The organism is Streptomyces sp. NPDC053560 (genome assembly GCF_044544605.1).
Lineage (GTDB): Bacteria > Actinomycetota > Actinomycetes > Streptomycetales > Streptomycetaceae > Streptomyces.
Genome location: NZ_JBITXI010000003.1, coordinates 18,532 through 41,059 on the forward strand (window position 1 = coordinate 18,532; position 22,528 = coordinate 41,059).

Genomic DNA, 22,528 nt, shown 5'->3' on the forward strand with positions numbered 1-22,528 from the left:
CCACGCTGCCAGGCTCGATGGGCCCGTGCCGCGGCGCCGAGGGGCCGTGCGGCCTCGGCCCGGGACCACCCGGCCCTGTGCTCCCTCGCACGTCATCGGCACAGTGAAAACAGAAGGGTGAACGCCGTCCGCCGTTCACCCCGGTGTCTCCCGGAGGTGTGCCATGACCGGCCGTATCGTTGTCGGACTGGACGGTTCACCGCAGAGCTTCGCCGCCGCTCGCTGGGCAGCGCGTGAAGCGCTGCACCGCGGCCGGCCGTTGCTGCTCCTCCACTCATGGCTCTCCCAGCCGCTCAATGTGCCGATCGCTCAAGAAGCCGGTAACAAACGGCGCTACGGACGCGAGGTTCTGGAGGCTGCGCGGACCGAACTGTCCGAGCAGTTCCCGGCTCTCTCGATGTCGCTCGAATTGACGGCCGAACTCGCGGGAAAGGCGCTGGTGGGCCATGCCAAGAGTGCCTCCCTGGTAGTCATCGGCTCGCACGGACGCGGTGCCCTCGCCGGGGCCCTGCTCGGCTCCACCGGCCTGCATGTGCTGGGCACTGCCGAGTGTCCGGTGGTTATGGTGCGTGCCGGCCATGACCGAGCGTCCGGAGCCGGGACGGGGCCGTCCGAGATTGTCGTGGGCATCGGCACCTGCGCCGACGACGGTGCCACCGGCTCCCTCCTGGAGTTCGCCTTCACGGCCGCAGAGGCCAGTGGTGCTCCCGTACGTGCCGTCCGAGTGTGCACTCTTCCAGAACATGTGCGCTACAGGGTGGTACCGGGCCGGCAGGACGACAACGCCGGCGTGCGGACACACGAGCACGAGCGCCTGGTCGGCCATGAACGCAGGCTGCTGGCCGTCCTGTTGGCTCCCTGGCAGGAGAAGTTCCCCGCTGTGGCGGCGACAGCCCAGGTCGCCACGGGGACGGCAGGGCATGTTCTGCTGAGCGCCGCTTCTCGCGCGCGGTTGCTGGTCGTCGGGCGCAGGATGCAGCGATCGCCACTGGCCTGGAAGCTGGGGCCGGTCGCCCATGCCGCACTGCACCACGCGAACTGTCCTGTCGCCGTGGTTCCTCACACGTGAGCATGAGGAAGTCACACGTAAGGAGTGAAGGAGGCTGGGCAGCGCTTCCGGACGTCGCTCGTTGTGCAGGCGATCCGGTACACCGGCCGGCTCGGTGCACCGACTCGTGGGATCAGGCCGACCGGAGATGGTCTACCACCTCGGTGACTCCGTCCATCGCGGACACCGCCCCGGTCAGTTGCGGTATCAACGCCACGTCCAGCTTCCCGGTCAGTGTGACCGTGCCGTTCACCACTTCCACATGGACCGCATCCGGGTGGCCGGGGCAGAACCTCGCCTCAAGACACTCCCTGATCCGCACCAGGACGTCGGCGTCGTCCCGGACCAAAGCGCGCAACAGGTCGCCACGGCTCACCACGCCCGCCAGCCGCCCCTTGTGGTCCGTGACGAACAGCTGCCTGACTCGGGACCGCGCGGCCGCGCGGGCGGCTTCGATCAGCGGTGTGGTGACGTGGACCTCGACCGCGGGTGCGGTCATCAAAGTTGCCGCGGTCTCCGCGAGACGCCGTTGGTCCCGGTGGCGGAACAACCGGCCGAACATGCCCGGTCCGCGGGGCGCGGCCAGGGATGCCGCGTGGGCGAGCAAGTCGGACTCGGAGACCACCCCGATGACACGTCCGGCATCGTCGAGGACCGGGACGGCCCCGAGCGCGGCTGCCGCGAGGGTGCGCGCGATGTTCAGGAACGGTGTCCCGCAAGTGACGCCGGTGGTGCAGGGACTCATGATGTCCCGGACCCGTAGGTCTGCTGCGGTCTCCGCGGTCCTGCCGGGAAGCGGGGCCTCGCCGGACGCGCGAACCGGTGGACCCGGGACCTCTGTCGCGGCTGAGCGCCGTGACGAGTCGCTGGCGAGCGCCGACAGGTACCGCACCATGAGGTCCTGCCGACGGGTATGTACCGGATGCGGGGGACTCTTCGGCAGAGCCCGACGGGCTTCCGCCGAAGCGGCGCCGTGTTCCCGTTCCTCATGTCCGCCCATGTCGTCCTCCTGGCGTCCGTCGTGTGCGCACGGTGCGACGCCGGTCCGGCGGGTGGCCTGCTGAGTACTGGCCTACTGAGTACGAGCCCGGTGCACGGGCGGTGCATCGGCGGGCCTCCTGCCCGTGCACCGGAGTGCCTCACGAGGTGACGGCCTCGACCGGCACGGTCCTGCCCGCCGGCTTCTTGGCGCCGCTGAGCGGGACCGTCACGGTGAGGATGCCGTTCTTGTACTCGGCCTTCGCCTCGTCCTCACGTGCACCGGCGGGCAGCCGTACGGACCGCGCGAACGAGCCGTAGCGGAACTCGCTGTGGTGCCCGTGCTCGGTCTCTTCACTACGCTCGGCACGCAGACTCAGCACCCCTTGCGCGATGTGGATTTCCACGTTCTTGCCGGGGTCCAGCCCCGGGAGCTCTGCCCGGAGACGGTACGCGTCGTCGGTGAGTTCTTCCTCGATCCGGATGCCGTGCGTTCCGGCCAGTCCCCGCCACATCGGGAATCCGGCGAGGCTCGACTCGGCCCAGTCGAACACGTCAGGCAGCACCTGCGGTCGCCATTCGAGCGTCATTGCATCCTCCCTACTCAGAATCCCCGAGGCCCAGTCAGCCAGACCGCGGCCCCGAGCACCATGGGCCGGGCGGCCTCTTCAGGGAGCCGAACGGTCCCGGTCGGCCCGGCTCCGGATGCCCACTCTCACCTGCGCATACGGGAACGGGGCCGACCGGCGGGCACAGGGCCATCAGGCCCCTTACGGCGGAGTGGCTTCCGTGGTGGGGTGGAAGTGGGCACCGGGGAGGTCGCCGGGCGGGTGAAGCGGAGGGAAACCGCGCACCAGGCAATCAGGACCCACGAGAAGTGGGTGCTCCCCGGTGTTCCGTGTTCCGGGAGCGCCGCCGGGTTCCGGCTTCCGGGACCATCTGCTGCGAGGGGGCCGACGTGACGCGGCACGGGTCCGAACCAGTTCTCTTCGTCGCCACCGTGCTGACCCTGGCCGCCGGCGGCCTGGCGCAGTTACTGGGTGCACCGGCCACAGCTCAGCTGTGCTGGGCACTGGCCGCGGTGGTCGCCGTGGTTCCGGCGTCGGTGTGGATGCTGAAGGCCCTTCGGCAAGGCCGCGCGGGGGTGGACCTCATCGCCGTACTGGCGCTGGTGGGCACGCTTGCCGTGCGCGAGTACCTGGCCGGGGCGCTGATCGCGTTGATGCTTGCCACGGGCCGGTGGCTGGACAGGGCCGCGGCACGACGGGCCGCACGTGATCTCCGGTCGTTGCTGGAACGGGCCCCGCGCTCGGCTCGCCGCCGGACGGGATCCGACGTCCGCTCCATCCCGGTGGCCGAGGTCGCCGTGGGAGATCTGCTGGTCGTCGGCCCCGGTGACGCGGTCCCGGTGGACGGCCGGGTCGTGAACGGTACGGCAGTCCTGGACGAAGCAGTGCTCACCGGGGAATCCCGCCAGGTGGAGCGGCCTCCGGGCGATCCCGTCCGGAGCGGTGTGGTGAACGCCGGCGGCGCGTTCGACATGCGGGCCACGGCGACCGAACAGGACAGTACGTACGCGGGCATCGTCCGGCTGGCCAGGGAAGCAGGGGCCGAGTCCGCCCCTGTGGTCCGGCTCGCCGACCGCTACGCGGCCTGGTTCCTGCCGTTGTCCGTCGGTGTGGCCGGAGCGGCCTGGCTGGTCAGTGGCTCGATGGTGCGGGCCGTTGCGGTCCTGGTGGTCGCCACGCCGTGCCCCCTGCTGCTGGCGGCACCGGTAGCGGTCGTCTCCGGGCTGTCGCAAGCGGCCCGCCGTGGCGTCATCGTGCGCGAGGGCGCCGGCCTGGAGAACCTCGGGCTGGCGAGGACGGTACTGCTGGACAAGACCGGGACGCTGACGGCGGGGCGCCCGCGGGTCGTCGAGGTGGCGGCCGCACCGGGAGGACAGGCGGTCGAGGTCCTCCGGCTGGCCGCGTCCTTGGACCGCTTCTCCTCTCATGTACTGGCCCGCGCGTTGACTGAACAGGCCGAGCACCGCGGGCTGAAGCTGTCCGTACCCGAGGCGGTGACGGAGGAGCCGGGAGTCGGGGCCACCGGCCTCGTCGACGGCCGACCGGCCTCGGTGGGACGCCTTCCCGACACCGTCCCGCTGCCCGCGTGGGCCGCTACCGTGGCCGACCGCGCGGCCCTCGATGGCGCCACTCTCTCCTGGCTGACCCTCGACGGTGCCCTCGCCGGCGCCGTCCTGCTCCGCGATCCGCTGCGCCACGACGCCGCCCGGACGCTGCGGAGGCTGCGCGCGGCAGGCATCGAGCGACTGGTGATGCTCACCGGTGACCGGGCCGAGTCCGCCGGGGAGGTGGCGGCCGTTCTCGGTCTGGACGACGTGCGCGCGGAGCAGACGCCCGCGGACAAGGTCGCCACGGTCCGTGCCGAGTGCGACCGGGCGGTCACGGTCATGGTGGGGGACGGCGTGAACGACGCTCCGGCACTGGCCGCCGCCGACATCGGTGTGGCCATGGGCGCCCGCGGGTCCGGTGCCTCGTGCGAGGCAGCCGACGTCGTGCTGACGACCGACCGGGTGGACCGGCTGGCGGATGCCGTCATGATCGCCGTGCGGTCGCGGCGAATCGCCGTGCAGAGCGCACTCGGCGGCATGGCGATGTCCGTGACGGCCATGGCCGTGGCCGCGTTCGGCCTCATTCCCCCCACGGCCGGCGCCCTCCTCCAGGAAGGCATCGACGTGGCCGTCATCCTGAACGCCCTGCGCGCGCTGCGCCCGGATTCGGCCGCCCGGCCGCTCATCGATCCCACCACCGAGCAGCTCATCCAGCGTTTCGCCGCCGAGCACGATGCCCTGCGCGGCGTCCTGGACACCGTACGGGACGCCGCGGACCAGCTGGGCCGCGGCGCCTCGCCTGATGCGCTGGGCGCTGTCCGGGTGGCCCACCGCCTGATGAGCGAGCGCCTGCTGCCACACGAATACGCCGAGGAACACCAGCTCTACCCTGCGCTCGCCCCGGCCCTCGGCGGGCCCGAGGCCACCACAGCAATGAGCAGAGCCCACACCGAGATCGATCGCCTCGCGCGCCGTATCGCCACCCATCTGCGGCTGGCCGAGGAAACCGGCTCGCTCCGGCCCGGGCAGCTCGACGACCTCCGTGCTTCTCTCTACGGTCTGCACACCGTCCTCTGCCTGCACTTCCTCCAGGAAGAGGAGAGCTACTTCTCCCTCGCTTCTGACAAGTGACCGACACCATTGCGCCCAACCGGCTCCCAGGTGTGGCCTTTTCGGCCCTATCTCCGTCAAGGCACCGCTCCTAACTTGACCGGGAGGGGTGCCGCACCGCGTGAGGAGTGACGGCCATGGCAGGCTTCCGCGACTTCCTGGCCCGCTTCCGCCCTGCCGGGGCCCCGGGCGCAGCCGGTGTCGTAGGCGTCCCGGCCGACCGCTCCGACCGGATCGCCGCCGAAGCCGAACCGTCACTCGCCCTCATGCAGCGGGTCGAGACGGAAGCGGCGAGCTTACGTGAGCAGGCTTCCCGGGAGGCCGCACGCCGCCGCGCGGACGCTGCGCACCGGGCAGCGGAGATCGTGTCGCGCGCACGGGAGGAAGCTCATGCCGTACGTGCGCACACCGCCGAGCGAATGAACGCGGAGACCGCTGCCGAGATCGCCCGGTGCGAGGCCGAGGGGAAGCTCGCGGTGGAGGAGCTGCGGCAGCGCGCACAGGAACGGACACCCGCTCTCGTGGCGCGCATCGTGGCCCAGGCAGCGGACGAACTCGCCTCGTTCGGAGATCACACGTCCCAGCGCCGTGACGGAACCGGGTAGGTGCGGACGTGGGCGCCGGGTGGGCAGCGGGAGCGACACGAGCACGTGTCATGGCGGCGGGCCGGGTGGGGCTCACCGGCGCCCAAGAGCTGGCCTCCGCACCATCGCTGGGTGACGCCCTGCGGGAACTCGGCGACACACCGTACCGGCGTGGTGTCGAGGTCGGCAGCACGTTGGCGGAGGCGCAACGTGGTGTCTCTGCCGCCTCGTTGTGGCAGTTGCGCGTCCTGGCGGGTTGGCAGCCCCGGGCCGGCGCGAGCGCGCTGCGGCTGTTGTGCGCGCAGTACGAGATCGCCAACGCGGAGCAACACCTCAGGGAGCTCGCCGGGGCACCACCGGAACGGCCTTACCGGCTCGGCGCGCTCGCGACCGCCTGGCCCCGGCTGTCACGGGCCTCCTCCCCCACTGCCCTGCGGGCCGTGCTGGCGACCACCGTGTGGGGCGACCCGGGAGCCGACACCCCCGCGGCCATCGGCCTGGAAATGCGGCTCTCGCTGGCCGCACGTACGGCGGCGAACCTCCCCCAGGCCGTACGGGAAGCGGCGGGCGAAGCGGCGCTGCTGGTGGCCCGTGAGGTGTTCGTCGCCGGCCGCCCCCTGGAGGGCACGGCGGTGCGGCACGCGGCACGTGTGCTCGGCCACCATTCCGTACACGCGGCTTCGTACCGAGAGTTCCGCTCCCACCTCCCCGCCACGGCGCGATGGGCCGTGGACGGCGTCGAGGAGGTGGCCGACCTGTGGCGGGCCGAGGCAGGCCGACAGGTGCGTGCCGAGCAGCACGGTGCGGAGTTGCTGCACGGTGCCGGGTTGGACATCGGGCCGGTGGTGGGGGCCGCGCTGGTGCTGTCCGTCGACGCGTGGCGGATCCGGGCCGCCCTGGAGTCAGCTGCGCGAGGGGGCGCGGGGCGAGAGGTTTTCGATGCGCTCATGGGCTGAGTTTCCGGCGCCGGCCCGCATGTGGCGGGTGGCCGTAGTGGCGCCCCGTTCCCAGGTGCGTGGCGTCCTCGTGCGCCTGGCCGACGCCGGTTGTGTCGAACCCGACCGGCCGGAGGGCACCGGCCACGGTGTCCTCGGCCCCGCCGGGCGCCGGTTACGCCGGCTCCGCTCCGACACCGCCGGTCCGGCTCTTACCGCGACCGCGCTCGACCTCGATGTGCTGGAGCACGCCGGCCGCTTCGACCTGTTGGCGGGCGAGGCCGAGCTGGAGGAGCGCCGTGCGGAGATGGTCGAACGCGGTCCAGTCGTGGCGCTGGTCGGCTGGTGTCCGGCGGCGGACGTTCCCGGACTGTCCGCGTGCCTGGCGGGCGTGGGCGGTGCCGTGGTGCCGTTGCGCAGGCCGACGGACGTGGAGGCACCGACACTGCTCCGCGCGGGCGGTGCGGTACACCGGTCCTTCGCGCCCCTGGTCCGCACCTACGGGACGGTCCCCTACGACGACGTGGACCCCGCCGTCCCCACGGGGATCGCCTACGTCGTCATGTTCGGCCTCATGTTCGGCGATGCCGGGCACGGCACGCTGTTGCTGCTCGCGGCGCTGTTGCTGCGCCTCGGCCGGCCGCGGAGGGTGGCACCACTGCGCTCCCTGTGGCCGTTCGTGGCCGGTGCCGGGCTCGCGAGCACGCTGGCCGGTGTGGCGTACGGCGAATTTTTTGGGCCCACGGGGGTGCTGCCGGTCCTCTGGTTGTCCCCCTTGGAGGACGCGATGACGCTGCTCGCCTCCGCGGTCGCCTTCGGGGCTCTGCTGCTGACGGTGGCCTACGGCGTGGGAACGGTGAACCGCTGGCGGGAGAGCGGCCCGGGACGCGCGCTCTACGCGGTCTCCGGCATCGCGGGGGCTGCTTCGTACCTAGGGCTGCTGCTGTGCGCCGCGGGAGTGATGCTCGGCAGCGTTGTCCTTGTTGCGGTCGGTGCCGCTGCGGGGCTCACCGGACTTCTGCTGGCCGGCACCGGACTCTTCACCGCTACGGACGGAGGCACCGGCGGCGTCGTCCAGACGGCTGTGCAGCTCTTCGATATCGTCGTGCGAATATTTTCGAACACCGTCTCCTTCACGCGTATTGCCGCCTTCGGACTCACCCACGCCGCGCTCGGCGCCGTCGTCTGGCAGGGCACGACGGCCCTGGGCGGCCGCGGCGTCCTCGCCACGGCCGCCGCGGTCGTCCTCTTCACCGTCGGCAACGCCCTCGCCTTCGCACTGGAAGGGCTGGTGGCCGGTGTCCAAGCGCTGCGTCTGACGTTCTACGAGCTCTTCTCCCGTGTCTTCGACGTGCAGGGACGGCCCTTCGAACCGTGGCACATCCCCACCCGGGAGTACGACAACCCGCCTTCCGGGAGCACGTCCGCGCTCACCGTTCGGAGGTGACAACGTGACCACATGGCTCCTCGCCCTCCCTGTACTGCTGGTGGTGTGGGCCGCTGCCCGCCGGCTCTCCCGCAGGCACTGCCGAGTCGGCGTGCGCGTGCTGCTCGGTGCGGATGCCGCGCTTCTCGTGGGCGCCCTGGCGCTGTTCCTCGTGGCGTTGACCGGCGACGGCACACCCGCTCATGCGTCTTCGGGCCCGGTGGCCGCAGCCGCCCAGCAGGGCGGTTCCGGTGCGGCCGCGCTGATCGGGGCCGCCATCGCGGTGGCGGGTGCGTCGATCGGTGCCGCCATCGCCGTTGCCTACACCGGGGCGGCGGCCTTGGCCGTGATGAGTGAGCGGCCCGATCTCTTCGGCCGGGCCATGGTCATCGTCGGCCTGGCCGAAGGCATCGCCATCTACGGCTTGGTGGTGGCCGTCATCCTCCTAGGGAAGGCGTGACCGTGTCCCGTATCGCTGCCATCGGTGAGGAGACACGCGTCCAAGGAATGGCTCTGGCGGGTGTCCGAGTTCTCACCGCGGAGACCGCGGACGCGGTGCACGCGGCTTGGCGGAGTCTGCCCGGGGAAGTGGAATTGGTGCTGCTCACACCGGCAGCCGCCGCTGCTCTGGATGGCCTGCTGCCCGTCGCAGAGGTCCCGTTCCGCGTGGTGATGCCGTCATGAGGCAGCCCACACCGGAGCAGGCCGAGGACGCGCTGGCACCCGTGCGGGCCGAGCTTCTCCGCGCGGCGCGCGCGGACGCCGAAGCGGTGCTGGCGGAAGCGGGCCGGGAGGCGGGGAGGCTGCTCGCCGACGCGAGGGACGAGGCGGCCGCGCTTCTTGAGGAGGCCCGCCGGCAGGGCGAGGCGGATGCGGCGGCCGTACGGTCGGCCGAGCGGCTGCGCACCCGCCGCTCCCTTCGCTGCGCCGTACTCGCCGCTCGCCGGGAGGCGTGGGAGGAACTGTGCCGCCAAGTGGTCAGCGGCGTACGGGAACTCCGGCACCGTCGCGAGCACCCGATGGTCCAGTGGCGGTTGGGAGTACATGCCCGCAGTGTGCTGGGTCTGGGCATCCGCATCACGGAGGACCCCGGCGGTGGTGTGATCGGAGAGGCGAGCGGACGCCGCGTCGACTGTACGCTCGATGCCCTGGCCCGGCACCTCGTGGAGCGGAACAGCGCGGAGGTGGAGAGCCTATGGACGCCGTGACGGACGACGGACGAGCCGCCGGCCGGCTGCTGCGCGTGTCGGGCCCTCTGGTCGAGGCCGAGTACGGGGGCGGCATCGCCATGAACGACCTGGTCGCGCTCGGGGACGGGCAGCTCCCCGGTGAGGTGGTGGCCATCGGCAGCGGCAGCTTCACCGCTCAGGCGTACGAGTACACCGGGGGCTTGTCCCCCGGACAGGTGGTACGGCCGCTAGGGCGCCCGCTCTCCGCTCGACTGGGCCCGGGACTCCTCGGAGGGATCTTCGACGGGTTGCTGCGTCCACTGTCCGGCGCGGGGGCACGGCTCCTCCCCGGACCGGTCGAGGGGGGAGGGCCACTCGGGCGGACGGCGGCCACCTGGCGGTTCGTACCGGGGATCCAGGCCGGAGCGCAGGTCGGCCAAGGGGAAAGCCTCGGTGAGCTGGAGGACACGGGACCGGTGCCGCTGCGCGTCCTGGTACCTCCGGGCGTCAGCGGCCGGGTGGAACGCATCGCCCCTGCGGGCCGGTACCGCGAGGACGATTCCCTCGCCGTGGTGGCGGGCACCGAAGTACGGATGGCTGCGAGCTGGCCGGTCCGCACTCCGCGTCCGGTGCGTGAGCGCCTCGTCCTCGACGCACCGTTGCACACCGGACAGCGGGTGATCGACCTGCTCTTCCCCGTCGGGCTCGGCAGCACGGTGGCCGTTCCCGGTGGTTTCGGCACCGGCAAGACGGTCCTGCTGCAGCAGCTGGCGAAGTGGTGCGACGCCGACGTCATCGTCTACGTCGGCTGCGGCGAGCGCGGCAACGAAATGGCGGACGTGCTGGAGGAGTTCGCCTCGCTCACCGACCCGCGTACCGGCGAACCGCTCAGCCGGCGCACGGTGACCGTCGCCAACACCTCCAACATGCCGATGATGGCCCGGGAAGCCGGCATCCACACCGGCGCCACGGTCGCGGAGTACTTCCGCGACATGGGTCTGGACGTGGTCCTGATCGCCGACTCCACCTCACGCTGGGCCGAAGCGCTCCGGGAGTTCGCGTCCCGCACCGGCGCGCTGCCCGCCGAGGAAGGCTATCCGGCGGGCCTCGCCTCGGCGATCGCCGCGTTCTACGAACGCGCGGGAGCCGTCACCACGCTCGGCGGGCGGCATGGGTCGATCACGATGATCGGCGCGGTCTCGCCGCCCGGAGGCGACATGACCGAGCCGGTGACGGCCCACACCCAGCGCTTCGTGCGCTGCCTGTGGACGCTGGACCGCGAACTCGCCTACGCACGTCACTATCCCGCTGTGTCCTGGGCCGGGTCCTTCTCCCGTGATGCCGGTGCGCTCGGTGCGCGGCAGACGGCGGAGGACGCTGCCGCGTGGACCGCTCGTACCGCCGCAATCACCGGACTGCTGGCCGAGGCCGACCGGCTCGCCGATCTCGTCGACCTGGTCGGCATCACCGCCCTGCCCGGCCAGGAGCGGATCAGCGTGCTCGGCGGGCGGCTGGTACGTGAAGGCGTCCTGCAGCAGAGCGCCCTGTCCGCGCACGACGCCCACTGCAGCACCGGCAAGGCCGCGGCGCTGGCGGACGCCGTGCTGGCCGTCGTCGGCCGCTGCCGGGAACTGGTGGCGAACGGGGTGCCCGCGGCCACCGTGGAGGACATCGATTTCGGACCGCTGCTCCGTGCCCGCGAAGCCGCCGGGCCGCAGGACGTCCCGACGGTGGCGCGGCTGCGCGACGAGATGCTGGCCCGGCTCCGGGAGACGTCGTGACCGGCTGGCCCCGCGTCGAGTACAGCGCGGTCAGGGAGCTGCGCGGCCCGCTCGTCGTGCTCGACAGCGTCCAAGGGGTGGGATGGGACGAGTACGTGGTCCTCAGGACCGGCACCGGCGGGCAACGCCACGGAGTCGTCCTCGACGTGGACCGCGGCACCGCCGTCGTACAGGTGCTGGAGGGCACTTCCGGCATGGCACTTGAGGACGTCAGGGCCGCCTTCACCGGTGCCCCCCTGCGCATACCCGTGGGAGACGGCTGGCTGGGACGGACCTGCAACGGCCGCGGAGAACCGCTGGACGGAGGCCCTCCGGTGTTCGGCGCCACCACCTCAGCAGTCACGGGCGACCCGATCAATCCGCTGCGCCGCGAGCCGCCCGCCGACCCCGTGCTGACAGGAGTGAGTGCCGTCGACGCGCTCACGACGCTCGTCCGCGGCCAGAAACTGCCGGTCTTCTCCGTCGCCGGACTGCCGCACCTGGAGCTGGCGGCCCAGATCGCCGCCCAGTCCACTGCCGGCGGCGAACCCTTCTGCGTCGTCTTCGCCGCCATGGGCCTCACCCACGCCGACACCGACTTCGTACGCGACGCGCTGGAGGAACGCGCCGCCAGTGGCGAACTGGTACTGCTGCTCAACGCCGCCGACGACCCGGTGATCGAACGCATTCTCACGCCCCGGATCGCACTGACCGTCGCCGAGCACCTCGCCTTCTCCGGTGGGCGGCATGTCCTCGTGGTGATGACCGACATGACGAGCTATGCCGAGGCGCTGCGCGAAGTGTCCGCGGCGCGCGGAGAGATTCCCGCCCGCCGCGCCTACCCCGGCTATCTCTACAGCGATCTGGCCTCGTTGTACGAGCGCTGCGGGCGGATCGAGGGACTGCCCGGCTCCGTGACCGTGCTGCCGCTGCTGACCATGCCGGCCGGCGACATCACCCACCCCGTGCCGGACCTGACCGGCTACATCACGGAGGGACAGGTCGTGCTCTCCCACGAGACGCACTCCCGGGGGGTGTATCCGCCGGTGGACGCTCTGTCGTCGCTCTCCCGGCTGATGCGCAGGGGCGCGGGACCGGGCCGTACCCGCGAGGACCATCTCGACGTCGCGGCGCAGCTGCTCGCCGCCCTGGCCCGGGCGCGCCAGGTCCGCGAGCTCGCCGATCTGGTGGGGCACGCCGCACTCAGTCCGGCCGACCGGCGCCACCTCGCCTTCGACGAGGCGTTCCTGCGGCGCTTCGTCCATCAGCGCCAGGACGAGGCACGCACGCTGGACGCTACGTTCGACCGGGCCTGGGAGGTGCTGCGGACGCTGTCGCGGAGTCAGCTGGCAATGCTGCCGGAGGCGTTGATGGACACACATGGTGTGCCCCGGGAGGAGTGACCGATGGCCGCGCTGAGGACACCTCCTGGGCGCGCGGGCAGGCTGAGGCTGCGCCACAGCCTGGACGTCGCCGTGCGCGGTGCCGGCCTCCTCGACCGGAAGCTGAGCATCCTGCGGGCCCGGCACGAGGAACTGCTGCGCGTTGAGCAGGAGACCGGAGAAGTGTGGCGGCAGCGGATCGGGCAGGCCGAGACCTGGCTGCTGCGCGGGCTCCTCCTCGGCGGACAGGAGGCGCTCTCGGCAGCCGTCCCGGAAGCCCCCGCCGAGCTCCGGATCACCTGGACCTCGACCATGGGAGTACGCCACCCCGCTTCCGCCGTATGCGTGGTGCCTCCGCTCCAGGACAGCTCCTCCGTTCCCGGCAACACCGCGCTCATCCACGCGCGGGCCGCCTACGCGACAGCTGTGCGCGCCGCCGCCGAGCACGCTGTCGCACGGGCCGCGGCCGAGACCGTCGGCGCCGAGGTACGCGCCACCCGGCAGCGTGTCCGGGCCCTGCGACGCCACTGGATTCCCCGGCTGGAGGCAGCACTGGCCCGTACCGAACTGGCTTTGGAACAGGGGGAGCACGAGGACGCGGTACGACGGCGCTGGTCCGCCGCTGCCGCGCGGACGCCCGGAGAAGGTCGGTGAGGGGCGCCGGGCAGGAGGCGCCACCGCACGGTGGGCATGAGCCGGGCGGCGGTACGGAGACGGCGGTGCCGACACCGGTCCAGACTCTGCACCCGCAGGAAGTCTTCTCCGCGCTCGGCGCTTCACCCCGCGGACTGTCCTCGTCACAAGTGCAGGAGAGACAGCTAAAGTTCGGCAGCAACGAGCTTCCCCGTCCCCGTAGACGGCGCATCTGGCGACGCTTCCTGGCCCAGTTCACCGATCTGTTCGCACTGGTACTGCTCGTCGCGTCGGGCCTGACCTTCCTGGCCTACGCGGTGCAGGAGCCGCGCGAAGCCGGGAACCTACAGCTCGCCGCCGCGATCCTCGGCGTGGTGGTGCTCAACGCGGTGATCGGCTTCGTACAGGAGTACTCCGCCGAACGTACCGCGCAGGCGTTACAGGCCATGGTGCCGCACACCTGCCGGGTACTGCGGGACGGGCAACGCCAGGACGTGCCGACCGGCAGCCTGGTGCCCGGTGACCTCGTCGTGCTCGAAGCGGGGGACGCGGTGTCGGCGGACTGCCGGCTGGTCGAGGCGCACGGCGTCCTGGTGGACAACGCCCCGCTGACCGGTGAGAGCACCGCCGTCGGCCGAGTGGCCGACGCGACCCATGAGGACACGGCGCTGCGGGCACGGAACGGCGTCTTCATGGGTACCACCGTGCTCGCCGGATCCGGCAAGGCCCTGGTCTATGCCACCGGAGCAGCCACCGAGTTCGGCAGGATCTTCCGGCTCGCGGACGAGGTCCCGCAGCAGAGGACTCCGCTGCAGCGCGAGGTGGCCGCGATGGCCCGGCGGGTGGCGGGGCTCGCCCTGACCATCGGTGCCGCCCTGCTCCTCGTCCGCTGGCAGACCGGAGCGCCTCTGGTGCCCACGTTCGTCTTCGCCCTCGGGGTGATGGTCGCCATGGTGCCCGAGGGCCTGCCCGCGACGCTCTCGGTCTCCCTGGCCATCGGCGTACGGCGCATGGCGCGCCGCCAGGTCCTCATCAAGCAGCTGCTCGCCGTGGAGGCTCTCGGGTCCACGACCGTGATCTGTACGGACAAGACCGGAACTCTGACGCAGGCGGAGATGACGGTGACCCGGCTCTGGGCGAACGGGTCGGTGCATCCGGTCACCGGGGTGGGGTACGCGCCTGTCGGGTCGGTGGACGAACCGGAACCGGTTCGGGAACTGCTGCGCGTGGCCGCCCTGTGCTCCAACGCCCGGCTGCTGCCGGCCTCGGACGACGACGGTCCACGTGTGCTCGGGGACACCACGGAAGGCGCCATCCTCGTGGCCGCGGCGAAGGCGGAGATCGACATGGCCACGTCCGCGGCGAGCACCCCGCGGCTCACGGAGTTCCCCTTCGACCCGGTGCGCAAGCTGATGAGCACCGTCCACCAGGACATCGACGGCGGATACCTCGTGCACGCCAAAGGCGCACCGCAGGAGCTGCTGCGCCACTGCACCCACATCGACTGGAAGGGCGGCGACCAGCCGTTGACCAGCCAGTTGGGACAGGCCGTCACCACGGCCGCCGATGCCCTGGCCGCCCAGGGATTGCGGGTCCTGGCCGCTGCCCGGTGCCGGACGGCCACGATGCCGCGCACCCAGGAGGAGGCCGAATCGAAACTGACCTTCCTCGGGCTGATCGGCATGCTCGACCCGCCCCGCGAAGAGGTCTCCCACGCGGTACGCACCTGCCGGAGCGCCGGTATCCGCATCATCATGGTGACCGGTGACCACCCACTGACGGCAGAGGCGATCGCCCGTCGCGTCGGCATCGTGAGCGACCCGGAGCCAGTGGTGCTGACGGGACCGTCCTTGGACCGCATGGACACCGCGGCGCTCGGCACGCTCCTCGTCGACTCCTCGGAACTGCTGCTCTGCCGCGCCAGCCCCGAACACAAGATGCGTGTCGTCGCGGCACTGCAAGCAGGCGGGGAAGTCGTCGCGGTCACCGGGGACGGTGCCAACGACGCCCCCGCGCTGAAGCACGCGGACATCGGTGTGGCCATGGGCGCCGGTGGCACCGACGTGGCCCGCGAAGCCGCCGCGATGGTGCTGCTCGACGACTCCTTCGCCGCCATCACCGCAGCCGTCGAACTGGGCAGGTCGGTCTACCGCAACATCCGGAAGTTCCTCGCCTACCTCTTCAGCCACAACATCGCCGAACTCACCCCCATACTCGCCGCGACCTTCGCCGGCTTCCCGCTCGTCCCGCTCACCGCTCTCCAGGTCCTCGCGATCGATCTGGGTTCCGATGTGCTGCCCGCCTTGGCGCTCGGTGCCGAGCCGCCCGAGCCCGACACCATGACACAGCCACCACGATCCCGGCGCGAACGGCTCTTCTCCGCCGCTCTCGTGCGGCGCTTCCTCTTCCTCGGTGCCGTCCAGTCCCTCGGTGCGTGCACGGTGTTCTTCTGGCACATCCACGCCTCGGGGATTCCGTACGCGGAATTCACCGCGGACACCCCTGCCTACCAGGAGGCGATCACCATGACACAGGCGTCGATCGTGGTCGGCCAGTTCTTCAACGCCTTCGCCATACGCACCGACCGCCAGAGCGTGTTCCGAGCGGGGCTGCTCAGCAACCCCCGTCTTCTCGCGGCGGGTTGCTTCGGCCTCGGGCTGATGGCCGCCATCAGCTACGCCCCGCCCCTGCGGGCCGTCTTCAACACCGCTCCCCTGTCGCTCGTGGACTGGGCGGTCCTCTTCGCCTTCGGGCTGCTGCTCCTGCTCGCCGAAGAGGCACGCAAGGCGTGGCTGCGCCACAGGTCGCCCGCATACCCTGCGCACGAGGGCGTGCTCCGGTGAGGGTCATCGTGGCGGGCTGCGGGCGCGTCGGCTCCGCACTCGCCGTCCGCCTCGTCCACGAAGGACACGACGTACGGATCATCGACCGCGATCCCAAGACGGTGCGGCTGCTGCCGCCGGGCTTCACCGGCCGGGTCCTCCACGGAAACGCGTACAGCCGTACCCTCCTGGACGCGGCGGGCACCGGCCGCGCCGATGCCTTCGTGGCCGTCACCTCCGGGGACAACACCAACATCGTCAGCGCCCGGACCGCCAAGGAGGTCTACCGCGTACCGATCGTCCTGGCCCGCATCTACGACCCCCGCCGTGCTGACATCTACCGCGGCCTCGGCATCACCACCATCGCCAGCGTCCGCTGGACCGTACACCAGCTCCACCAAATGCTCCTCCACCGCCATCTGGCCCCCGAAGTCGGCTTCGGCAACGGCGAGACTCTGCTGCTCCGCTCGCAGCTCCCGGAGTACCTCACCGGCCGTCCACTCGGCGAACTGGAAGTCGACGGAGAGATACGTGTGGCCGAGGTGACGCGCGGCGGACGGTCGTTCATTCCCACCCGCACCACCCGGGCGGACGCCGATGACCTGGTTACCTTCGTGGTCGCCGCCGAGGCCCTGAATCGGCTGCGCGGCTTCCTGGACAAGGAGCTCGGCACATGAAGGTCCTCATCGCCGGAGCCGGCCGGCTCGGCACCCAGATCGCCCAGGTCCTCGGCTCCGGCCACAACGATGTCACCCTCATCGAGCGCGACGACGACCGCGCGGCCGAACTGCGCGACATGCTTCCCGCCCGGGTGGAAGCCGGCGACGCCTGCGAACCGGCCGTACTGGAGCGGGCCGGCGCGCTGACGGCCGACCTCGTGATCGCCACCACCGGAGGGGACGAGGACAACCTCGTCATCAGCCTCCTCGCCAAACGGCAGTTCGCCGTCGACCGGGTCGTCGCACGCGTCAACGACACCGAGAACACCTGGCTCTTCGACCAACAATGGGGAGTGGACACCGCTGTCCCGGCCGCGGCTCCGCTCGTCTCCCTCATCGAGGAGGCCACCAGCGCGATCGACACGATCCCGCTCCTGCGCCTCAGCCGGGCCGGGGTCAACGTCATAGAGACCAGCATCTCCGCCCGGTCCCGCGCCGTCGGACGCACCCTCGCCGACCTCCCGGTGCCCGCCGGCACCGTCATCGCCGCGATTATCCGGGACGGCCGACCCACCGCTCCGTCACCGGACCTCGAACTGACCACCGGTGACGAGGTCCTCATCGTGTCGCACAGCGCCACCGAGGACGAGGTACGGGCGGTGTTCCAGTGAGGAGGCGCCCTTGGCGGCCAGGGTTCGCCCGTACCCGCGAGTGTCCCGTGGCTTCACGACAGGGGGCAGGGCCGTACGTCCCGAAAATGTGGTCCGGACGGCCCACAGTCCCATCGGCCGTTCCGTCGCACGCTGGTTGCCGCGCGGCCCGCGACAGCGGACAGCGAGTGGGCGTGAGGCAACGGCCACGGGGATGGCCCCGGCCATGGCGAAACCGGGGCCGCCCGGCCGACGGACGGCGGGGACGGGATTCCGGCCGTCGGCCGGGCTCCGGACAACCGCGCACGGCGAGCGGGAGCGAGTGGGCCGCTACCGGCGGAAGAGCCGCGAGCGGTTATGGTGTGCCCGAGCCACGGCGCGCTCTGCGGCATTGCTCATTCGTGCGGCACGACCGCGACCGGGCAGTGCACACGGTGGATGACCGCGTGGGTGACAGACCCGATGTGCGCGCCGACGACCGCGTGCCGGATGCGGCGGCCGACCACCACCAGACCGGCACGGCGCGCGGCCACCGGGACGCTGCTCGCGGCCCGCCCCATCGTCACCGTCTCGATCACCGGCTGTTCCGGGAGTTTGTCCCGCCATGGATGCAGTACTGCCGCCACCGCCCGTCGTGCCCGTGTCTCCAACTCGGGGTCGATACCGAGCGCGTAGGCGGTGGCCGGCAGGTCGCCGTACCCCACCGGCGGGTTCCAGACGTGCAGTACGCGCAGCGGTGCCCGGCGCCGTACCGCGGCATCGAAGGCGAACGAGAGCGGTGCGTCGCACGCGGAGTTCGGGTCGAGCGCGAGCAGTACCTCTCGGTACGGAGTGTCCTTGATCTGCTGCCCGCCGCTCGCCGGCAGCCGCTCGTCCTCGGCCTCCTCGCCTGCTCGCACCAGCACCACGGGTCGCCTGGCACGCGCAACGGTCGCCAGCGCCACCGAACCGACCAGGACGCCGGCCACACCTCCCAGCCCTCGGGAGCCGAGTACCAGCACCTCCGCGTGCTCGGCCGCCTCGCGCATCGCCTCAGCGGGAACGCTGCCGACCTGCTCGCAGGTGACACACACCTCCGGGTAGCGCTGGGCCACCGCATCGGCGGCTTCGCACAGGATTTGGTGGGCCCAGCGTCGAGGGACGGCGAGCTCCGGGAGGTCCGGGTCGGAGCCGGCGGCCGTGAGCCCTTCCCAGGCGTGGACCAGGCGCAGAGGCAAACCGCGCCGCCGGGCCTCCCTCGCCGCCCAGTCCGCGGCAGCCAGGCTTTCCCTCGAGCCGTCCAGTCCGGCAACTATGCAATCCGGCACGGCCATCGCCTCCGCAACGAGAAGGGCATCGATCACGCGTCGCTGTGTGCTGTGTACGTCTCCCTCTCCATCTTCCGTCCGTCGGCGCACAGCGACAGCGGGCCGGTCGGTCACGGCCGGGGCCGACCGGCCCGCGGCTGAGAGCCTGCCGTCAGATTCTCGGGGGGGAGGTAGCCGACCCGGGTGATGTCCCGAGTCAAGCTTGGATCGGAGAAGGCAAGCGGTATGTGCAGAGAGGAGCCTGCGTCGGCCTCCTACGTGAATGCGCGGTGGAGGCCTACGGCCCCAGTATCGGATTTACGGTTCGGATACGCGTGTGGGGTGCCAAGGAACGCGGCACGCTGTCTTCAACTCCTCCTGGCAGTCCCTCACTCCCGCCGCCGGCGTTGAGGTTGCGCCGTTACCGGAGGATCAACCGCCCATGCAGCACCGACAGTGGGTGATGCCGCGTCGAATGCAGCAGGTGGGTCGGTCGGAATCGGCGCGGCAGCGCCAATGGCCGCTCGTTGCACGACCGGGGCCGCTCACCGCAGCGACGGCTCGCGTCCCCGGACACGCCACCAGGCTGGATACGCAGGAGGTCCAAGCACAAGCGTTGAGGAGCGTACGTCGGCACCGGATCAGCGATACCACCTCACTACGGTGCGGAGCAATCACCGGACGGCACATCCAGGACGCACTCCCGCGTCTCCCCCGGCGACACCTTCATCGATTGTCCCGCGCATACGACAGGTACCGGGCGTTGCTCCGAGACCGGTACGGTGACGAGCAGCCTTCCGCCGCCCACTCTCACCCCGATGTCCCAGTGGCCCCGGTACCGCAGCCGGTAACCGAAGTCCGAGAGTTCCGGGAGCGGGGCGGGGTCGAACCGCAGGGCGTCCTCACGCGTCTCCAGGCCGGTCAGTCCCCGCTGCACGAGATCCAGCGTGCCGGCCATCGCGCCAAGGTGGATGCCTTCGGCGGTGGTGCCGCCCTGCGTGTCGGCCACGTCGCCCTTCAGCGTCTCCAGGCAGTGCTCCCAGGCGTCCTGCCGTCCGGCCCGGGTCAGGACCCAGCCGTGCACGAGGCTGCTCAGTGTCGAGCCGTGGGCGGTCCGCCGGAGGTAGTAGTCGACGGTGGACCGCCACAGGTCTTCGTTCATGATGTGACCGAGTTGCTGGAAGAGCGCCGTCAGCTCCGCAGGGGAGAACAGGTACCCCAGCATCAGGACGTCCGCCTGCTTGGAGATCTGGTAGCGGTTGGGTGTGTCGTTCTCGTCCTCCAGGATGCGGTCCAGCCGCCGGATGTCGCCGTAGCGCGCGCGATACGCCGCCCAGTCGATTTCGGCCAGGTCGCCGTACCCCTCGAACTGACTCACCACATCGGCGTGGAAGGGCACATGGAGCCGGCGGGAAATCTCCCGCCAGCGGTCGAGTTCGCCGGCGTCGATTTCCAGTTGCTCCAGCAGCTCCCGTCGTCGGGGAGTCGGGAGGAGCTGGGTCAGTTCGACCCCACGGGCAAGCACCCACGCCGCGGTGACATTCGTGTACGCGTTGTCGTTCAGACCCGGGTAGGCCGCGCCCGGATACCCGTCGTGGTACTCATCAGGACCGACCACACCCCGGATGCGGTAACGGTCCAGCGCCGGGTCGTACGTAGCGGCACTCGACCAGAAGCGGGCGACCTGCAACACCATCTCCGCTCCCCTGGTGTGCAGGTACGCCGTGTCACCGGCGGCCTCGCAGTACCGCCAGACGTTGTACGCCACGGCCGACCCCACATGGTGCTGGAGCCGGGAGTGGTCCGGGAGCCAGCGGCCGGAGCGCGGATTGAGATGCAGCACCTGTGTTTCCTCCCGGCCGTCGCTGCCGCTCTGCCAGGGGTACATCGCACCGGCCCGCCCGGCCGCAACCGCTGCCCGGCAGGCCTGCGGCAGCCGCCGGTAGCGGTAGTCCAGCAGGGCACGGGAGACCTCGGGAAAGTGGAGGTTGAGGTAGGGCAGGACGAACAGCTCGTCCCAGAAGACGTGTCCCCGGTACGCCTCGCCGTGCAGCCCCCGGGCCGGCACACCGACGTCCAGCTCCGCGGTGTGCGGCGACAGTGTCTGCAGCAGATGGAAGGTGTGCAGCCGCAGGATGTCACCGGCCTGGCCCGGCACCTGCAGCTCGGCCCGCCGCCACAGCCGCTGCCAGGCGGCGTGGTGCGTCGCCAGCAGGCCGGGGAAGTCCGCGGCTCGCTGCACATTGTCGAGCGCGGCCAGCGAGGGGTCGCTGATGGCCGGGTCACGGGAGGTGTACAGAGCCACGGTCTTCTCCACCACCAGCGGCATACCGTCGGTCACGTCCACCGTCAGCCACTGACCTGCGCGGCTGGGCTCCCGCAGCGGGTGTGATGCTGCGGGCCCGCCGACCGTCACCCGGGTCCGGGCGGCCAGGGCGATGCGCACGTCCGAGGTCACGGTGCGACAGCGCAGCCAGCAGGTACTGGGGTCGATCATGCCGGTGTGCAGGCGGGTGAGATGGCTTCCGGCGAGATCGCGGTAACGGTTCACACCGGCGTTGGTCACATCCCCGTCGAGCGCGGATTCGATCTCCAGCGCACCGGACCAGCCGATCGCGGTGAACTCCGTGCGCAGCGCGGCGACATGAGGATCCCCCATGTGGACCAGGCGCTTCTGGACCACGCGCAGCTCCCTCCCGGGCCCGCCGTCGACACGTACTCTCAGATGCCTGGTAAGAGTGCCGCCACGCAGGTCAAGGACCTGCCGGTGCGCCAACAGGGAGCCGTCGTCCGGCGTGAACCACGGTAGGGCGTGCGCGTCGCCGCGGACACGGAAGCGCAGGGGCAGCCAGTTCGGCAGGTTGACCAGGTCCTCGTTCTCCACCTGCCGGCCGGCCACGTCCGACAGCAGCCGGTTGTAGCAGCCCGCGGCGTACGTTCCCGGGTAGTGGACCGGTCCGGCGGAAGTTTCGGGGGCGGCGCCCCGCGTGGCGAAGTAACCGTTGCCGAGCGTGCACAGCGCTTCGCGCAGCCGCTCCTCCTGTGGGTCGTATCCTTCGTACTCCCACGTCCAGCCCGCCATCGCCTCAGCCCTCCGGGCTTCCAGGAGCCGCGGCCAGCAGCTCGGCCAGGTCACCGACCACGACATCGGCCCCGTGCTCGCGCAGGTCGCGGGCGCTCTCCGCCGTCGCCGTCCGGTCCACGCCCACCACCAGTCCGAAGCCGCCGCGCCGTCCGGCCGCCACACCGGCCAGCGCGTCCTCCACCACGGCCGCCGCGGCGGCGGCGACCTCCAGCCGCCGGACCGCTTCGAGGAACAGCGCCGGATCGGGCTTGCCCCGCAGGCCGAGCCGGGCGGCGTCCTGCCCGTCCACCACCGTGCGGAACAGCGACATCAGGCCGGCCTCCGTCAGCAGCTCCCGGGCGTGCCGGGAGGCCGACACCGCAGCACAGGGAATGCCCGCCGAATGCAAAGCACGCAGCAGTCGCGCGGTGCCCGGCCAGGTCCTCGCCCCCGAGGCCCGCAGCCTCGCGATGAAACGCCGCTCCTTCTCCGCCGCCACGGCACGCACAGACTCCATACCGGGCTCCTCGCCCGCCTCGCCTTCAGGCAGCCACAGGCCGCGGGAGTCGAGAAAGGCGAGCGCCCCGTCCAGCCGTGACTTGCCGTCCACGTACCGCCGGTAGTCCTCCCGCGCATCAAAGGGGCGGCGCTGTGCCGGGTCATCGGGCGGGTGGGCACGCAGACACGCGTCGAAGGCCTCCTTCCAGGCGGCGGCGTGCAACCGGGCCGAATCGACGAGTACACCATCCGTGTCGAACACCACGGCTCGCATGCCATGAAGGCGAGAAGCAAGCTCCGCGCGGGCGCGCTCACGCCCGGCCCTGAACTCCTCCGCACCGTTCACGTCGACCGCCTCCCTGCTGCCTTCGGCCCACGGAATTCAATGTATGAGCCCCGGGCCCGGCA

18 protein-coding genes are annotated in these 22,528 nt (G+C 71.3%); 13 read left to right on the forward strand and 5 right to left on the reverse strand.

The window, feature by feature from the left end:
* Positions 1-163: 163 nt before the first annotated feature.
* Positions 164-1,069, forward strand: a complete 906-nt coding sequence (locus ACIGQF_RS06860) for a universal stress protein (RefSeq protein ID WP_399706465.1) — start codon at positions 164-166, stop codon at positions 1,067-1,069.
* Positions 1,070-1,181: 112 nt separating this feature from the next.
* Here ACIGQF_RS06860 and ACIGQF_RS06865 read toward each other — a convergent pair whose 3' ends face one another.
* On the reverse strand, positions 1,182-1,793 hold the full coding sequence (locus tag ACIGQF_RS06865; RefSeq protein WP_399706468.1) for a CBS domain-containing protein: 612 nt from the start codon (positions 1,791-1,793) through the stop codon (positions 1,182-1,184).
* A 394-nt stretch (positions 1,794-2,187) separates the two neighbouring features.
* Positions 2,188-2,616 (reverse strand): Hsp20/alpha crystallin family protein, encoded by a 429-nt coding sequence (locus ACIGQF_RS06870; RefSeq protein ID WP_399706469.1) that lies wholly within the window; start codon positions 2,614-2,616, stop codon positions 2,188-2,190.
* 521 nt (positions 2,617-3,137) lie between these two features.
* Between ACIGQF_RS06870 and ACIGQF_RS06875 the strand changes: the two genes are divergently transcribed.
* The 12 genes from ACIGQF_RS06875 to ACIGQF_RS06930 all read left to right on the forward strand — a co-directional run bounded on the left by ACIGQF_RS06875 (position 3,138) and on the right by ACIGQF_RS06930 (position 17,293).
* Positions 3,138-5,273 carry a heavy metal translocating P-type ATPase gene (locus tag ACIGQF_RS06875; RefSeq protein WP_399707604.1) on the forward strand — a complete coding sequence of 712 codons (2,136 nt, stop codon included), beginning with the start codon at positions 3,138-3,140 and terminating at the stop codon, positions 5,271-5,273.
* A gap of 116 nt (positions 5,274-5,389) precedes the next feature.
* The gene (locus tag ACIGQF_RS06880; protein ID WP_399706472.1) at positions 5,390-5,857 is read left to right on the forward strand and encodes a hypothetical protein; all 468 of its coding nucleotides are present in this window, start codon (positions 5,390-5,392) and stop codon (positions 5,855-5,857) included.
* A 50-nt stretch (positions 5,858-5,907) separates the two neighbouring features.
* Positions 5,908-6,792 carry a hypothetical protein gene (locus ACIGQF_RS06885; protein WP_399706474.1) on the forward strand — a complete coding sequence of 295 codons (885 nt, stop codon included), beginning with the start codon at positions 5,908-5,910 and terminating at the stop codon, positions 6,790-6,792.
* A gap of 37 nt (positions 6,793-6,829) precedes the next feature.
* Positions 6,830-8,218, forward strand: a complete 1,389-nt coding sequence (locus ACIGQF_RS06890) for a V-type ATPase 116kDa subunit family protein (RefSeq protein ID WP_399706475.1) — start codon at positions 6,830-6,832, stop codon at positions 8,216-8,218.
* Between the two features lie 4 nt (positions 8,219-8,222).
* Positions 8,223-8,657, forward strand: coding sequence for an ATP synthase subunit C (locus tag ACIGQF_RS06895; RefSeq protein ID WP_399706478.1), 435 nt, complete (start codon positions 8,223-8,225; stop codon positions 8,655-8,657).
* Positions 8,658-8,877: 220 nt separating this feature from the next.
* Complete coding sequence (locus ACIGQF_RS06900) at positions 8,878-9,405, forward strand: hypothetical protein (protein WP_399706480.1); 528 nt, start codon at positions 8,878-8,880, stop codon at positions 9,403-9,405.
* Positions 9,393-11,147 carry a V-type ATP synthase subunit A gene (locus ACIGQF_RS06905; RefSeq protein WP_399706482.1) on the forward strand — a complete coding sequence of 585 codons (1,755 nt, stop codon included), beginning with the start codon at positions 9,393-9,395 and terminating at the stop codon, positions 11,145-11,147. The genes ACIGQF_RS06900 and ACIGQF_RS06905 overlap by 13 nt, the downstream gene beginning before the upstream one ends.
* Positions 11,144-12,529 (forward strand): V-type ATP synthase subunit B, encoded by a 1,386-nt coding sequence (locus ACIGQF_RS06910; protein WP_399706485.1) that lies wholly within the window; start codon positions 11,144-11,146, stop codon positions 12,527-12,529. Before ACIGQF_RS06905 ends, ACIGQF_RS06910 begins: the two co-directional genes overlap by 4 nt.
* Positions 12,530-12,532: 3 nt before the next feature.
* Positions 12,533-13,162: a V-type ATP synthase subunit D gene (locus ACIGQF_RS06915; protein ID WP_399706487.1), complete on the forward strand. Its 630-nt coding sequence runs from the start codon at positions 12,533-12,535 to the stop codon at positions 13,160-13,162.
* A gap of 65 nt (positions 13,163-13,227) precedes the next feature.
* The gene (locus ACIGQF_RS06920; RefSeq protein WP_399706491.1) at positions 13,228-15,984 is read left to right on the forward strand and encodes a cation-translocating P-type ATPase; all 2,757 of its coding nucleotides are present in this window, start codon (positions 13,228-13,230) and stop codon (positions 15,982-15,984) included.
* On the forward strand, positions 15,981-16,640 hold the full coding sequence (locus ACIGQF_RS06925) for a potassium channel family protein (RefSeq protein WP_399706494.1): 660 nt from the start codon (positions 15,981-15,983) through the stop codon (positions 16,638-16,640). Before ACIGQF_RS06920 ends, ACIGQF_RS06925 begins: the two co-directional genes overlap by 4 nt.
* On the forward strand, positions 16,637-17,293 hold the full coding sequence (locus ACIGQF_RS06930; RefSeq protein WP_399706495.1) for a potassium channel family protein: 657 nt from the start codon (positions 16,637-16,639) through the stop codon (positions 17,291-17,293). Before ACIGQF_RS06925 ends, ACIGQF_RS06930 begins: the two co-directional genes overlap by 4 nt.
* A 374-nt stretch (positions 17,294-17,667) precedes the next feature.
* On the opposite strand, the gene ACIGQF_RS06935 is transcribed toward ACIGQF_RS06930, so the two are convergent.
* The 3 genes from ACIGQF_RS06935 to ACIGQF_RS06945 form a co-directional block, all read right to left on the reverse strand.
* On the reverse strand, positions 17,668-18,585 hold the full coding sequence (locus tag ACIGQF_RS06935; RefSeq protein ID WP_399707606.1) for a universal stress protein: 918 nt from the start codon (positions 18,583-18,585) through the stop codon (positions 17,668-17,670).
* Positions 18,586-19,216: 631 nt separating this feature from the next.
* Positions 19,217-21,640, reverse strand: coding sequence for a glycoside hydrolase family 65 protein (locus ACIGQF_RS06940; protein WP_399706498.1), 2,424 nt, complete (start codon positions 21,638-21,640; stop codon positions 19,217-19,219).
* A 4-nt stretch (positions 21,641-21,644) separates the two neighbouring features.
* A complete protein-coding gene (locus ACIGQF_RS06945; protein WP_399706501.1) occupies positions 21,645-22,394 on the reverse strand; it encodes an HAD family hydrolase in 750 nt (249 codons plus the stop codon).
* Positions 22,395-22,528 lie beyond the last annotated feature (134 nt).